This window comes from Pseudomonas sp. NPDC089422 (assembly GCF_044749405.1).
Taxonomy (GTDB): domain Bacteria; phylum Pseudomonadota; class Gammaproteobacteria; order Pseudomonadales; family Pseudomonadaceae; genus Aquipseudomonas.
In genome coordinates, this window is the sequence record NZ_JBIVHW010000001.1 from 377,891 (window position 1) to 391,811 (window position 13,921).

A 13,921-nucleotide genomic window follows, 5' to 3' on the forward strand; every position below is an offset into this window, starting at 1 on the left:
ATTGCTTTGTTACTGCAGCGTCGGGGGTTTGGCCGCCTCAGGCAATGCAGCCACCACTGCTTCGATCCGCGAAATTTCCCGCCCCAGCCGTTCAGCTTCCTGGTGCTTGCCCTCGGCTTTCAAGCGATCCCGCTCTCGGCGCAGGTTGAGCAAATTCTTCTGCAAGGCCAGGCCAGATTTATTGTATTGATCCATGTTTCTCTCGTGCCATTGGCGTCCGTGCCGTTGTAGGAAAAATGGACCGTAGCAGTCATAAAATCCTGCGGAAACTGAGGTTTCATACAGGAAAGTGCCGCTACCGCGATTCGGCCTACAGGGGCTAAAAGAAACTTCCTACAATTTCGCCTGCTATCTGTTTCAACTCATGTACGTCAAATACCCGTGGTATGCCCGGATTTGCAGGGGTTGCGCGGCATTGCCGTGTTCACACGCAGGTACAGTGCAGCCACAGAGGGTTCACCCGTGGCTGCAACGTTATGTAGCAATTGTCAGACCGTCACCACCACCTTGCCGACCTGCTGGTTGGCTTCCAGGTAGCGATGCGCCGCCTGGATCTCGTCCAGCGGGAACGTACGGGCAATGATGGGCTGCAACTCGCCGCTGGCCAGGCCATCGACAATGAACGCCTTGGCCCGCGCCAGCGCTGCCGGGTCGCTGACGATCTCGGCATACAGGTAGCCCTTGAGGGTCAGGCTCTTGCCCAGCACGGTGAACAGCGGGAAGGGCGTCGGCTCACTGCTCAGCGCACCGTACTCCAGCAGGATGCCCCCGCGTGCCATGCTGGCGGTCAGCGCCTCGAACACAGGCCCGCCTACCGGGTCGAAGACCACGCGGGCGCCCAGGCCGTCGGTCAGGGCCATGACCCGCGTGACGATGTCTTCGTCGTCGCTGACGATCACATGGGCCGCGCCAGCGTCCAGCAGTGCCTGTGCCTTGGCGCGGCTGCGGGTGATGGCGATGGCCGTGGCCCCGACCTTGCGGGCGATCTGGAAGGCGGCCAGGCCGACACTGCTGGACGCGGCAGTCACCAGCACGAAATCACCCTGGGTCAGCCTGGCCTGATCGATCAGCGCCCCCCAGGCCGTCACGTATTGCATCCACGACGCGGCCGCCTGCTCGTAGGACAGGTTGGCCGGGTGCTTGACGGTAAGGTAGGCGGGCACGTTGATGACCTCGCCGTAGGTGCCCCAGCGGGCGATGTCCAGTGGCGGGATCAGGCTGACCGCATCGCCTGCTGCGAAACCGCTGACTTCGCTGCCCACGGCCAGCACGTCGCCTGCTGCTTCATAGCCCAGGCGGCTGGGGAACTCGGCCTGCTGCAGGTAGTGGTTGCTGCGGAACATCACTTCCGCGCGGTTCAGGCCGATGACCTTGACCGCGATCTGTACTTCGTCCGCCGCTGGCGCGGGCACTTCCAGGTTTTCAAGTTGCAGGACGCTGACGTCGCCGTATTCGTGGAATCTGACAATCCGAGACATGTTGACCTCTAGGCTGGTTGGGGCTGGCGTGCCCCGTGACAGGCACCAATCTAGGCATTGGGGGCGGGCTGAAAAAGGCCTAGGATGGCGCAACACTGGAAACAGGATGTTTGTAATGGACCGCCTCACGCAGATGGCTACGTTCGTCAAGGCGGTGGAGCTGGGCTCGTTCAGCGCCGCCGCCGATGACCTGCGCCTGTCGCCGCAACTGGTCGGCAAACAGGTCAAGCTGCTCGAACAGCACCTGGGCCTGTCGCTGCTCAACCGCACCACCCGACGCCAGAGCCTGACCGACTTCGGTCGCGCCTACTATGCGCGCGCCAAGCTCATCCTCAACGACGTCGAGGCCGCCGAGAACCTGGCTGCGGTCACCCGTGGCACGCCCAGCGGCCGGCTGCGCATCAACGCCCCGGTCACCTTCGGCATGCGCGTGCTGTCGCCGCGTCTGCTGGAATACATGGTGCGCTATCCGCAAGTATCGGTAGAGCTGGTGCTGTCCAACGACCTGGTCGATCTGGTCAATGAGGGGTACGACGCGGTATTTCGTGTAGGCGAACTGGCCGACAGCGGGCTCAAGGCCATACCGCTGGCGCCCTATCAATCGGTGCTGTGTGCCGCACCTGCCTACCTGGCCAGGCGCCCGGCAATCCACCATCCGCTGGACCTGGCGCAGCACGAATGCCTGAACTTCGGTTATGCCGACGGCCGCTCCAGCTGGGCTTTCGAGGGGCCGGGTGGGTGTTTCGAGGTGCCGATTACAAGCAGATTGACCATCAATCAGGGCGACCCATTGCTGGCGGCGGCCGTGGCAGGCCTGGGGGTGATGTTGCAGCCGCTGGAGCTGGTGCAGGATGCCTTGCGCGATGGCACCTTGGTCAGGGTACTGCCGTTGTATCACGCGCCAGCTTCACCGATGCATGTGCTCTATGCGTACGATCGCCGCCTGACCCCCAAACTGCGCAGTTTTCTGGACTTTGCACGCGCAGCGTTCGGTGCTCCGATCACTTGAAGAACTGGCTCGGCGTGATGCCGAACTGGCGCTTGAACATGCTGGTGAAGGCGCTGGGGCTGTCATAGCCCAGCGTGCCCGCCACATCGATGATGCGCTCGCCCAGGGCGATGCGCTCCAGTGCCTGCATCAGCCGCGCCTGCTGGCGCCACTGGCCGAAGGTCATGCCGGTTTCCTTGCGGAACAGGCGCTGGATGGTCTTCTCGTCGATGCCCATGTGTGCGCCCCAGTCGGCCACTGTCGAGGTGTCGTGTGGCCGCTCGTGCAAGGCCGAGCAGATGGCCCGCAGGCGTTTGTCGCTGGGATGCAGCAGTTTCAGCGGCAGGGTCGGCAGCACGCAGATCTCGTCGAGGATCAGGCGCATGATCCGCGCCTCTCGCGAGTCCTCGACCAACGGCCCGGCAAAGTCGACCGAGGCCTTGATCAGCTCACTGAGCAGCGGCGAGATGCTGATGGCCTTGCTTGCCAGCGGCAGTCCGAACGCCGCATCGGGGCGCACGAACACGCTGCGCATCTTCACGTCACCGACGCAGCGGATGGCATGCACCTGCCCGCAGGGCATCCAGATGCCGCGGCTGGGTGGTACGGTCCAGCGCTCGGCCTCGGACTCGACCAGCATCAGGCCCTTGATGGCGTAGATCAGCTGGTGCTTGGCATGCGAGTGAGGGGCGATGTACCAGTCTGGCGGGTAGTCGGTTGCCCGGCTGCCCACCGCCCAGGGCCATTCATCGACCTCCATCAGCAGTTCGTGCTGGGGTTTGACCATGATGCTCTCGTCCAGTCCAACAAGCGCGGCCATCTTAGCAGCAGCGGGTAGGCCGTGCTTTCGAACGGGTTGCCGGCAGCAGTGCGGTGGCAAGGCCTAGCAGTGGCAGGAACGAGATCACCTGGTACACCCACACGATGCCATGCCGGTCGGCCAGCTCGCCAAGGCCCGCAGCACCGATGCCGCTGATGCCGAACATCAGGCCGAACATCACCCCCGAAACCATCCCGACCCGGCCAGGCACGGCTTCCTGGGCGTACACCACCAGTGCGGCGAAGGCCGACGACATCACCAGGCCGATGGCCACCGCGAGCACCGCCGTCCAGGCCAGGTTGGCGTAGGGCAGGGCGAGGGCAAACGGCGCCACGCCGAGGAACGAGATCCAGATCACCGCCTTGCGCCCGATACGGTCACCGACCGGCCCGCCGGCAAAGGTGCCCAGGGCCACGGCGGCGAGGAACACGAACAGGTACAGCTGGCTTTGCTGCACGCTCAGGCCGAAGTGCTCGATCAGGTAGAAGGTGAAGTAGTTGGTGAACGACGCGATGTAGACGAACTTGGCGAACATCAGCGCGGCGATCACGCCCACGGCGCGCCACATGGCACCTTTTGAGAGCCCGGGCGCCTGTTGCCCGGCCAGGCCCTTGAGCTGGGTCTGGCCGTGGCGGATGGTCCAGCCGGTGACGCGCAGCAGCACGAAGATGGCCAGCCCTGCCGCCAGCATGAACCAGGCGATGGCGGGCTGGCCGTGGGGGATGACGATGGCGGCGGTCAGCAGCGGGCCGATCGCCGAGCCGGTGTTGCCGCCGACCTGGAAGGTCGACTGCGCGGTGCCGAAGCGCCCGCCGGAGGCCATGCGCGCGACCCGTGAGGCTTCGGGGTGGAAGGTTGCCGAACCGATACCCACCACGGCAGCGGCGAACAGCAGCATCTCGTAACTGTTGGCGAAGGCGAGCAGGGCGATGCCGACCAGGGTGAACAGCATGCCGGTGGGCAGCAGGTAAGGCATGGGGCGCTTGTCGGTGTACATGCCGACCCAGGGCTGCAGCAGCGAGGCGGTGACCTGGTAGATCAGGGCGATCCAGCCGATCTGGGCGAAACTCAGCGAAAAGTCGCTCTTGAGCATCGGGTAGATCGACGGCAGCACGGCCTGGATCAGGTCGTTGAGCAAGTGGGCGAAGGCGGCGGCACCGACGATCCGGACCAGGAAGCCCTGGGGTTGGTCGGCGGCTGTGGCGGGCGGGGCCAAGGAGGCGGCAGGAGTCGTCATGGGTGAGGCTCTTTTTCGAGTGATGGCAAGGCGTTGCCCGACGGAGGTTATCCAGCTGGGCAATGCCTGTCTCACGCTGAACAGGCACTCACTGTCGCGATTCGGACATTTCGGGCTGAGGCCTGCAACGGTGCCCAGATTCCGACAATCAGCCAGGCAACCGGCTGTCCATCCTGCTATGCCTAAACATGGCGCATTCACCCGCCCCAGGCCCCGGCGCCCCCGGGGCGGGTGTCTGGCACAGGTGCCGAGCAACTGGGAGGTGCCACATGCTTTTCATCATCCAATGGAGCATTGCCCCGGAAAACCGCAACGCCGTCATGGCCCGTTTTGCCAAGACCGGCGGCCTGCCGCCTGCCGAGCTGAAGGTCCATGGCCGTTGGCACGCGGTAGGCGAGCTGCAGGGTTTTGCCGTGGTTGAAAGCAATGACCTGCAGCCGGTGTTGCAGTGGACAATGGACTGGAGCGACCTGGCGCACATGCAGGTCAGCCCGGCGATGACCGATGCCGAGCTAGGCCCGATACTGGTGGCCGCTGTGAGCAAGATGACGCACTGAGCGGGAGTATCAGGATGGCTGGGGTGTCGTGTCTGCCCTGGCCATCCACTTGAGCAATGCGGCGATCGGTACGCGGCGATGCACTTCGTGACGCTGGGTGTCGCCACCGTTGCCGTAACGTTCCCGATAACGGCTGACAATCAGTTCGCGTCCATCCTCCGAAACCCGGGCTTCGAGCTCGTGCAGCAGCACAGGCTGCTCGGTCCCGCACTCCACGCGGCGGAACAGTGACACTGCATCATTCACCGGCAGGCCCTCCCTGGCACTGCTCCGGGCGCTTGCCAGGCGCGCCGAGCTGGCCCTCGACAACCCGGTTGGCGCGCTGTTGCGCGGTGAAATCACGCACGGCCTGGTAGTAGTCCGGCTGAGTGCGCAGTTTGTCGGTCAGCGGTAACGCCTGCGCCCGGCCATCCACCATGCCACCGGCCATGGCCACGGTGCCCAGGGTTTCGACCGTATCGCTGTTGTCGCCGAACGGGTCCAATGCCAGCCCCAGTACCCGGCCAGTCGCATCGCGCAGGTTGTGCGAGCCCAGCAGCGGCAGCTCGACGATCGGGCCATCGGTGATGTTCCACACGCCGAAGGTCTGGCCGAAGTCCGACTCATGGCGGGCAAGGCCCATTTTGCCGGACACATCGATCAGGCCGGCCACGCCGAGGGTGGTGTTGAAGATGAAGCGGCTCAGGCTGGTCATCGCCCGCTCGCCGTTGCCTTGCAGCAGGTCGTTGGCGAACACCTTTGGCTCACCGAAGTTGGCCGTGAAGTTGTGTACGCCTTGCTGGGCGAAGTTCGGCAAGGCGGTGTAGCCGCGGGCGACCGGCGCCAGCAGGTAGTCGTCGACGCTGCGGTTGAAGGCGAACACGGCGCGGTTGGCAGGTTCGGCCGGGTCGCTGAGTTGGTAGGCGACCGGCCCGCAGGCAGTGGCCGGCGGGCGCTGGCTGCAGCCGCTGGCGGCGAGCAGTGACAACGCCAGGACCATGTTGCGGGCAGATAACCAGGCTGCGGAGGGGGTGGGCATGGGCACATTCCTGTGAAGAAGTGGCGCCGATGCTGCGGGGGATTGATTGCCTGGGAATGTCCGGATTGTCTCGTGTCTGACACTTTGTTTCCGGGTTGAAATATATGACGACGGCCCGGTGATGGCCTTACAGTACAGGGTAATTGCCTTTGTTTTCGGTGCCTGTTTTGAGCCATTTGCTGATTGTCGACGATGATGTCGAAGTACTCGATCTGTTGCAGAAGTTTCTCCGTCAGCATGGCTACGAAGTCGACGTGGCCCGCGATGGCAAAGGGCTTTGGCAAGCCCTGGAGCGACGCGTGCCGGACCTGGTCATTCTCGATGTGATGCTGCCGGGCGACAGTGGCCTGGTGCTGTGCCAGCGGCTGCGTGCCGAGCACAAGGTGGCGGTGATCATGCTCACGGCCATGGCCGAGCTGAGCGATCGCGTGGTCGGCCTGGAGCTGGGCGCCGACGATTACCTGACCAAGCCATTTGCCGCCCGCGAGCTGCTGGCGCGGGTGCGGGCGGTGTTGCGCCGGGCAGGCGAAGCGGCGGACGGCGCGGCTGACAACCCGCGCACGCTGCTGGAGTTTTCCGGCTGGCAACTGGATGTGGTGCGCCGTGAGCTGCGTTCGCCGGAGCAGGTGATGATCCCCCTCTCCAACGGTGAGTTCGAGTTGCTGCTGGTGTTCGCCGAGCATCCGCGGCGAGTGCTCAGCCGCCAGCAGTTGCTCGACCTGGCCCGGGGTGAGTCCTATGAGGCCTATGACCGCAGCATCGACGTGCAGGTCAGTCGGCTGCGGCGCAAGCTGGAGAGCGAAGCGGGCGCCGAACCGCTGATCCGTACCTTGCGCAATGTCGGTTACCTGTTCACTGCCACCGTGGTCAGGCGATGAGGCTGTTGGCCAAGCTGCGCAAGGCCCTGCCGCGGCCACGCATCACCATCGCCCGCTGGATTGCCCTGACCACGCTGACGGCGATGCTCATCCTGCTGTTGCTCAAAGGGCTCTTCAGCCTGTTGCTGAGCGTGTGGGCGCAGCCGCCGTTGCTGGAAAGCGGGGTGATCGAGAAGGTCGCCACCGTCACCCGCATCCTCGATGCCGCGCCGGTGTCGCAGCGCGCCATCATTGCCAGTGCGGCAGGGGATGGCTCGTACACCGTGCAATGGTTGCGCAGCCATGACCAGGCCGATGTGCCTGCACTGGTCGATGCCGAGTTTCGCAAGGGCACGCCAACCCTGCGTGCGTTGTTGAAACGGCCTGATGCGCAGATCCAGGCCTTCGAGCCGACCAACCTGCTGGAGTATGAACCGGCGCGCGGCTATGCCCTGATGATCGAATTAAGTGACAAGAGCTGGGTGCTGTACCGCGCCACGGATCGTAGCTGGGGCCTGGACGAACTGCCACGCAACCTCATCATCATTGCCGTGATGCTGGTTTCCAGCCTGGCGGTCGCGCTGTTCGCCACACGCTATCTGGCCCATCCGCTGGAACGCTTCGCTGAAGGCGCACGGCGTTTCGGCAAGGATTTCAATGCCCCGCCGATCCCGGTAGTTGGCCCCCATGACCTGCGCCAGGCCATTCTCGCCTTCAATGCCACCCAGGCGCAGCTCAAGCATTTCGTGAATGATCGCACGCAGATGCTGGCGGCGATTTCCCACGACCTGCGCGCGCCATTGACGCGCATGCGCCTGCGTGGCGAGTTTATCGAGGATGCTGAATTGCAGGCCAAGCTGTTCAAGGATGTCGACGAAATGCAGGCCATGGTCGATGCCGCGCTGGAGTTCTTCCGCGACGATGCGCGGCTGGAACAGACCACGGCGTTCGACCTGGCCGAGATGCTGCAAACGGTGGTGGACGACTTCAAGGACGCGGGTATCAAGGTTGCGCTCGATGCGCCGCGGCGTTGCGTCTACGTCGGGCGGCCGGTGGGTATCAAGCGGGTGCTGGTGAACCTGGTCGATAACGCAGTCAAGTATGGCCTGGCGCCTGAGGTGCGGTTGGCGGTCACTGCCGAGCAACTGGAAATCACCGTGCTGGATCGCGGGCCGGGCATCGCCCCTGAACTGCAGGAGTGTGTGTTCGCGCCATTTTTCCGCATCGAGGGTTCGCGCAATCGCGACACCGGTGGTGTCGGGCTCGGCTTGCCGGCGGTGCGCGCGATCGTGCTGGAACAAGGCGGCAGCGTGACCCTGGCCAATCGCCTGGGGGGCGGGTTAGAGGTCAAGGTCAGCTTGCCGGTGGGTTGATCAGAGCCCCAGGTCGCTCAGGCCCGGATGATCATCCGGGCGCCGGCCCAGCGGCCAGTGGAACTTGCGCTCTGCTTCGCTGATAGGGTGTTCATTGATGCTGGAAAAACGGTTTTGCATCAGGCCATCTTCGGCGAATTCCCAGTTCTCGTTGCCATAGGCACGGAACCATTGGCCGCTGTCGTCGTGGTATTCGTAGGCATAGCGCACGGCGATGCGGTTGCCGGTGAAGGCCCACAGCTCCTTGATCAGTCGGTATTCCAGTTCGTGGTTCCACTTGCGGGTCAGAAACGCCTCGACCTCGGCGCGGCCACGGGGGAATTCGACGCGGTTGCGCCAGGCAGTATCGACGGTGTAGGCCAGTGCCACTTTGGCAGCGTCGCGGCTGTTCCAGCCGTCTTCGGCGAGGCGGACCTTCTGGATGGCGGTTTCGCGGGTGAACGGGGGCAGTGGAGGGCGGGACATCGGGTGGCTCCTGGGGAGTGGTTGGCAGGGAGTAGCGTAGTACTCGCCAGCGTGCCCGAGAATAAGTGCGCAGGGCATTTCATTGTTGCGCTTGGTGGAATAGTGGGTGGGTAGCGGGGGCCTCAGCGCATGCCTGGAGCCTTATGGCGCCTTCAAGATCGAGCGCCGCCCGCGCGGCGCATCGCAGGCAAGCCTGCTCCTACATTTGTTTCGGGCCAATTATTCCTGAGGCATTGGCGCGCGCCCCCTTGTTTATACGACGCGATTTCGAGCCATGCACCAAAAGTACGCGCGCCAATGGCACAGGTTCCACTGGCCCGAAACAGATGTAGGAGCAGGCTTGCCTGCGATGCGCCGCGCGGGCGGCGCTCGATCTCACAGGCGCAAAAAGCCTCAAGTCAGGCGCCTCAGCGCAACCGCAATTCCTCATCCAGCCCGTCAAGCATCACCTTGAAGAACGGATTCGAAGTCGCCCGCGAAAAGCTCCCCGCATCCACGATCAACGCCCCACGTTCCCCGCGCATGTTCAAGTTACCCAGGTTCACCCCGTAATTTTCCTGGCCACCAGGCTGCTGCCCATACAGCGGATCGTCGATCGGAAAGGGCAGCGCCACATGGGACAGCGAGATCAGGCCGGGCGGATACACCGCATCCAGCATCTGCTCGTCAGCCGTGGTTGCCTGGGCCGCGAAGCGTGTCGACTTCAGCTGCGCATCACCCGGGCCTCGGGTCGCAATCAAGGTCCGCGCATAGGGGCGGGCCTGGGGTGTGAACATCCTGTCGCGCAGGGCTGCCACCGACGGCCTGAGCATGTCGTCGATACCCAGCGAGGCATTGGTGTCGAACACCACCAGTTCACTGCCATTGGCCGGCAGGCGGTCATACAGGCCGGTCTGGATGGCTTCGGTGCTGACCGTGCCATCGACCAGTGACTGGTAGGTGAGAACCGGTGGCAGCGTGGCCAGGCGCTGCGGATCGCGGGCTTGCACGACCAGCTGCTGGCGCACGGCGTCGGTCAGCTCGTAGGACTGGCGCGCGGCATTGACCGGAAACGAGTTGTACTTGAAGGGGTTGAACTCAGGCAGCACGCTCAGCCAGGCGGCCTTGGCGAACGCCGGGAACAACGCAGGCAGGCCGGCAATGCCGGCAAAGCGGGCAAAGCGGCTGACGCCGATCATGGGTGAGATCAGTACCAGATGGGCGGGCCTGGCCAGGTGCGGGTCCTCCAGCGCGTCTAGGCTGTATTTGACGGCCAGTGCGCCACCATTGGAGAAACCGACGATGTACAGCGGGCTGCCTGCAGGGGCGCGGCGGGTCGCTTCGCGCACGGCCAGGCGGGTGGCGGCCATCCAGTCTTCCCAGTGGGCAGCGGTGAGGCCGGCCGGGACCGTGCCATGCCCGGGCAAGCGCGGGGCGACCACCACATAGCCCAGGTCGTGAAAGTGCCGGGCAAGATGGCGCAGGCTGTACGGCGAGTCGGTCAGGCCGTGCAGCAGCACCACCGCGCCCTTGGCAGCCTGCCTGGGCTCGGCGATGTAGGAGCGGTTCCAGTCATGGCTGAGATTGCCCGGGAACACCCGGCTGCTGGCCACGAAGCGGTTGTAGGCGGACGGTTGCTCGCCAGCCAGTTGCTCGCGCATTTCCCGGTTGACCTGGTTGAGCACGCGTTGCTCGGCAGCCAGGTAGTCGCCCCAGCTGGCGTGGTCGATGTCGCTGGCTGGCATTTCGTCCGGCACGTAGGTGTGCCACGGCTCCAGCTGGAAATCGGCAATCGCGGTGATACGCAAGGCGAACAGCGCAGTGATCAGCAGGGCCAGCACCACGAGTACCACAGCCACCAGCAGACGGCGTATCGGCATCATTCCTCCCTGGATGTTTCCTATGGCGCAATCGGGCGGGCCCGGCTAGTGTCACTGGATTGTCCCGCGAGGCATCGAGCATGAACAGGACGTCGATTGCAGCGATCGGGCTGCTGGCATTGAGTCTGGCCGCAATTGCCGAAGAAGGCGAGCGCGAGGGGGATTATTGGTATGTGCAGACCAGCGCCTATACCAAGCACTGGACCCACGACCCGGAGCACAACAACCACCAGGAACTGATCGGCATCGAGCGCATCTACACCGACGGCCTGCTGTGGGGCGCGGCGACTTTCAAGAACTCGTTCTCCCAACGCTCCTACTACGCCTACCTGGGCAAGGTCTGGGAACACGAGCGCTATCCCGTGTATGCCAAGCTGAGCGCGGGGTTGATCGAAGGTTACAAGGGCGAATATGACGACAAGATCCCGTTGAACCATTTCGGCGTCGCGCCGGTGATCATTCCGTCGTTCGGCGTGCATTGGGGGCCGGTGGGGGCCGAGTTCGTGGTGCTGGGAGGGGCTGCGGGGATGATCAATGTGGGGTTGAGGTTCTGAAGGGGAGCGTGAGGGCTGCAAGGCAGCCCCCGGTGCCCATGCCTCAGTCCCAGACCGGGGCCAGGTTGGCGGGGCTGACTTCGCGGCCATCGCGTTCGAGCGTGGCAATGCGCGCCATGTCGTCGGCATCCAGGCGCAGGCTCTGGGCAAGCAGGTTGCTGGCCAGGTTCTCGCGTTTGGTCGAAGACGGGATCACCGCGTAACCCAGCTGCAGGGCCCAGGCCAGGGCGACTTGGGCGACCGTGGCCTTGTGCTTGTTGGCGATCTCGGCCAGCACCGGGTCTTTCAGGACCTTGCCGTAGGCCAGGGTCATGTAGGAGGTGACGGTGATGCCCTGCTCCTTGAGGAACGCTGTCAGCTTGCTGTTCTGCAGGTACGGGCTGAGCTCGATCTGGTTGGTGGCGATCTCGCCTTTGCCGACCACGGCGATGGCCTGGCGGGTCAGTTCGATGTTGAAGTTGGACACGCCAATCTGACGGGTCAGGCCCAGTTCCTTGGCCTCAGCCAGGGCTGTCATGTATTCGGCCAGTTCAACGCCGTTGCCCGGGGCCGGCCAATGGATCAGCAGCAGGTCGACATGGTCGGTGCGCAGTTTCTGCAGGCTGTCGCGCAGGCTGGGGACCAGCTTGTCGGCGGCGTAGTTGTCTACCCAGATCTTGGTGGTGATGAACAGCTCGCTGCGTGGCACGCCGCTCTCGGCGATGGCCTGGCCGACCTCGGCTTCGTTCTTGTAGATCTGTGCGGTATCGATGACCCGGTAGCCCAGTTCCAGGGCCGACTTGACCGAATCGATGACGGTTTGGCCGGTCAGGCGGAAAGTGCCGAGGCCAAAGGATGGAATGCTCATGAATCTGCTCCTGGTGAGTGAAAGGTGGACCGAACTGAGCCTAGTCGCTCAGTTGCGGTCGATCTTCGAATGGGAGCAGTTTGCGGGTTTCAGCGTGTTTGATTAAGGCAGGGTACGGTCAAGGTCATTTGACGTGAAGTCACGAACAGACCGTTGGCTCATGCAAATCCGGAAAGGCGACGCCATCAGTCCTTGATCAACGTCAGGTTGGACTGCAGCAACCACAGCTGGCTCAGGCCCAGCACCTGTTGCTCCAGCCTGGACTGTGCACCGATGCGCTGTGCTTCACGGTCCTGGCGCAGCAATGCGTCGAGGGTGCCCAGCAGGTCACGTTCCTTGCTGCTGGAAGCATTGTTGACTACGTCCGAAAGCTCAATGCCTTTCTGGTAGGTGCGAACCCGCTCTTTCTGGGTCGCCTGCTGCGACACACTGGCTTCGCTCAGCACGCCATTGCGCAAGCCCAGGCGGGTAGTGCTGTGCGACTGGTCGTTGACTTCGTGGTAGCGGTAGTTCTGCGAGTCGCTGTCGCGGGTCAGCTGCAGGGCCACCAGTGGGTTGAGCCCTTCGTGCCAGGCGGCCTTGAGGTTGGCCTGTTGTTGCTGCTCAACGCTCAGGTTGGCGCCACCCTTGATCCTGGTCGACTGTGAAACCTGGTAGTTGAAGCTATCTGCCTCTTCCGGCTTCGCCGGGTTGGGCTGCTGCGTGGGCTGGCTGATCGATGCGTTGAAGTCGGCCAGGCCGCTGAGCAGCAGGCGGCTGTTGTTGTTCATGGCCGTTGCCGAGCTGGCCAGGTGGTTGTTGTCATCGACGCTGTTGAGCTGGCTGAAAGCATCCTTGAACAGGCTCATCAGCTGTTCGTCGCCGTGGCCGCGCTGTTGCGCAGCGTCAAATTGCATCAGGTAATTGGCCACCGCAGTCTGGCGCATGGCCTGGCTGCCCAGCAAAGCGCCGCCTTGGGTGTCGAAGTTCATCTTCACTTCACCACCGGGGCCCTGCAGTTTCAGGCTACGGGTCTGGTCGTCCAGGCGCAGTTCGAAGGTTTGCTGTTCGCCGCTGCCGGTCACCAGCTGCGCGTCGAGTTGCAGGCCGGTGAACAGGCTCGGGTCGAGCTTGACCAGTGCACCTAGCTGGAGGCTCGGCGGTTCCTGGGTCAGGCCATTGATGGCCGACTGGAAGCTGCTGGCCAGCGCGGCCAGGCCATCAAGTTCCTTGGCGCTGAGCGTGCCGCCCTGCACCTGTGCATCCACAGCCAGGCCTTGCTCGCTGCTGTACAGGCCCAGGGACACGGTCGCGCCGGAAACCGTGGTGAGGTTGAAGGTGATGCTGTTGCTGGCGTATTCGCGCAGGCGCGACTGCTGCAGGCCCAGGATCAGCTGATCTGGTGCGGATGCGTCGTTCACCAGCAAGCCGGATTGGCTAATGGTCTCACCGCCATTGGCGGCCAGTTGCGCCAGCAACGCCGCCCCCAGGCCCTGGAAGCGCGTGCTGGTCGAACTCGATTGCACGGCGCTGGCCATGTACTGGCTGAGCTTGTCGACACCTGGCGTTTCCCAGACGTAGTGGCTGGACGGGCTCTCCAGGGTGCCTTTGGCAGAGTAGATGTCGCTGCCCATGCTGATCGATTGCTGGCCGAGGACCACCTGCGTACTGGCACGGACCAGCGTGCCGGCGGCCTGGCTGGTTGCGTTCATCTGAGCAGTCGCTGCAGGCGCGATCTGGACGGGGAGGGGGCGAACGGCAGCAATCGGGTTCATCATCGGCGCTCCATGCGGATTTTGTGGGTATCCATGCTATCGGCGTGCCATCAGGAAACCTGAGTGTGTATTGCCTGCAAACGAAACGGCCCGCCAAAAGGCGGGCCGTCGGGC

The 13,921-nt window shown here is 63.8% G+C and carries 15 protein-coding genes; 5 read left to right on the forward strand and 10 right to left on the reverse strand.

Annotated features, from left to right (window positions below; translation table 11 throughout):
• Nucleotides 1-9: 9 nt before the first annotated feature.
• Nucleotides 10-195, reverse strand: coding sequence for a hypothetical protein (locus ACIPZ8_RS01715; RefSeq protein WP_400719284.1), 186 nt, complete (start codon nt 193-195; stop codon nt 10-12).
• 293 nt (nt 196-488) lie between these two features.
• Entirely contained in the window at nt 489-1,478 is a 990-nt protein-coding gene (locus ACIPZ8_RS01720) for a zinc-dependent alcohol dehydrogenase family protein (protein ID WP_400719285.1), read from the reverse strand.
• Nucleotides 1,479-1,593: 115 nt separating this feature from the next.
• On the opposite strand from ACIPZ8_RS01720, the gene ACIPZ8_RS01725 reads away from it, so the two are divergent.
• Nucleotides 1,594-2,487 carry a LysR family transcriptional regulator gene (locus ACIPZ8_RS01725; protein WP_400719286.1) on the forward strand — a complete coding sequence of 298 codons (894 nt, stop codon included), beginning with the start codon at nt 1,594-1,596 and terminating at the stop codon, nt 2,485-2,487.
• Here ACIPZ8_RS01725 and ACIPZ8_RS01730 read toward each other — a convergent pair.
• Both ACIPZ8_RS01730 and ACIPZ8_RS01735 read right to left on the reverse strand, forming a co-directional pair.
• Nucleotides 2,480-3,253 carry an AraC family transcriptional regulator gene (locus ACIPZ8_RS01730; protein ID WP_400719287.1) on the reverse strand — a complete coding sequence of 258 codons (774 nt, stop codon included), beginning with the start codon at nt 3,251-3,253 and terminating at the stop codon, nt 2,480-2,482. The genes ACIPZ8_RS01725 and ACIPZ8_RS01730 overlap by 8 nt on opposite strands.
• A 34-nt stretch (nt 3,254-3,287) precedes the next feature.
• Nucleotides 3,288-4,523, reverse strand: coding sequence for an MFS transporter (locus ACIPZ8_RS01735; protein WP_400719288.1), 1,236 nt, complete (start codon nt 4,521-4,523; stop codon nt 3,288-3,290).
• Nucleotides 4,524-4,792: 269 nt separating this feature from the next.
• Here ACIPZ8_RS01735 and ACIPZ8_RS01740 point away from each other — a divergent pair, with 269 nt between their 5' ends.
• Nucleotides 4,793-5,080 (forward strand): DUF3303 domain-containing protein, encoded by a 288-nt coding sequence (locus tag ACIPZ8_RS01740; RefSeq protein WP_085674329.1) that lies wholly within the window; start codon nt 4,793-4,795, stop codon nt 5,078-5,080.
• 9 nt (nt 5,081-5,089) lie between these two features.
• On the opposite strand, the gene ACIPZ8_RS01745 is transcribed toward ACIPZ8_RS01740, so the two are convergent.
• Nucleotides 5,090-5,326, reverse strand: a complete 237-nt coding sequence (locus ACIPZ8_RS01745; protein ID WP_400719289.1) for a hypothetical protein — start codon at nt 5,324-5,326, stop codon at nt 5,090-5,092.
• Complete coding sequence (locus tag ACIPZ8_RS01750) at nt 5,319-6,098, reverse strand: VacJ family lipoprotein (protein WP_400719290.1); 780 nt, start codon at nt 6,096-6,098, stop codon at nt 5,319-5,321. Before ACIPZ8_RS01750 ends, ACIPZ8_RS01745 begins: the two co-directional genes overlap by 8 nt.
• 167 nt (nt 6,099-6,265) lie before the next feature.
• Here ACIPZ8_RS01750 and ACIPZ8_RS01755 point away from each other — a divergent pair, with 167 nt between their 5' ends.
• A complete protein-coding gene (locus ACIPZ8_RS01755) occupies nt 6,266-6,976 on the forward strand; it encodes a response regulator (protein ID WP_400719291.1) in 711 nt (236 codons plus the stop codon).
• Nucleotides 6,973-8,328, forward strand: coding sequence for an ATP-binding protein (locus tag ACIPZ8_RS01760; protein ID WP_400719292.1), 1,356 nt, complete (start codon nt 6,973-6,975; stop codon nt 8,326-8,328). The genes ACIPZ8_RS01755 and ACIPZ8_RS01760 overlap by 4 nt, the downstream gene beginning before the upstream one ends.
• On the opposite strand, the gene ACIPZ8_RS01765 is transcribed toward ACIPZ8_RS01760, so the two are convergent.
• The gene (locus ACIPZ8_RS01765; protein ID WP_294325794.1) at nt 8,329-8,793 is read right to left on the reverse strand and encodes a nuclear transport factor 2 family protein; all 465 of its coding nucleotides are present in this window, start codon (nt 8,791-8,793) and stop codon (nt 8,329-8,331) included.
• Between the two features lie 407 nt (nt 8,794-9,200).
• Nucleotides 9,201-10,652 carry an alpha/beta hydrolase gene (locus ACIPZ8_RS01770; protein WP_400719293.1) on the reverse strand — a complete coding sequence of 484 codons (1,452 nt, stop codon included), beginning with the start codon at nt 10,650-10,652 and terminating at the stop codon, nt 9,201-9,203.
• 80 nt (nt 10,653-10,732) lie between these two features.
• Here ACIPZ8_RS01770 and ACIPZ8_RS01775 point away from each other — a divergent pair, with 80 nt between their 5' ends.
• Nucleotides 10,733-11,206, forward strand: coding sequence for a sn-glycerol-3-phosphate transporter (locus ACIPZ8_RS01775; RefSeq protein WP_400719294.1), 474 nt, complete (start codon nt 10,733-10,735; stop codon nt 11,204-11,206).
• A 43-nt stretch (nt 11,207-11,249) separates the two neighbouring features.
• On the opposite strand, the gene dkgB is transcribed toward ACIPZ8_RS01775, so the two are convergent.
• Nucleotides 11,250-12,053 carry a 2,5-didehydrogluconate reductase DkgB gene (gene dkgB / locus ACIPZ8_RS01780; RefSeq protein ID WP_400719295.1) on the reverse strand — a complete coding sequence of 268 codons (804 nt, stop codon included), beginning with the start codon at nt 12,051-12,053 and terminating at the stop codon, nt 11,250-11,252.
• Between the two features lie 185 nt (nt 12,054-12,238).
• On the reverse strand, nt 12,239-13,744 hold the full coding sequence (locus ACIPZ8_RS01785; RefSeq protein WP_400719296.1) for a hypothetical protein: 1,506 nt from the start codon (nt 13,742-13,744) through the stop codon (nt 12,239-12,241).
• Nucleotides 13,745-13,921: the final 177 nt, after the last annotated feature.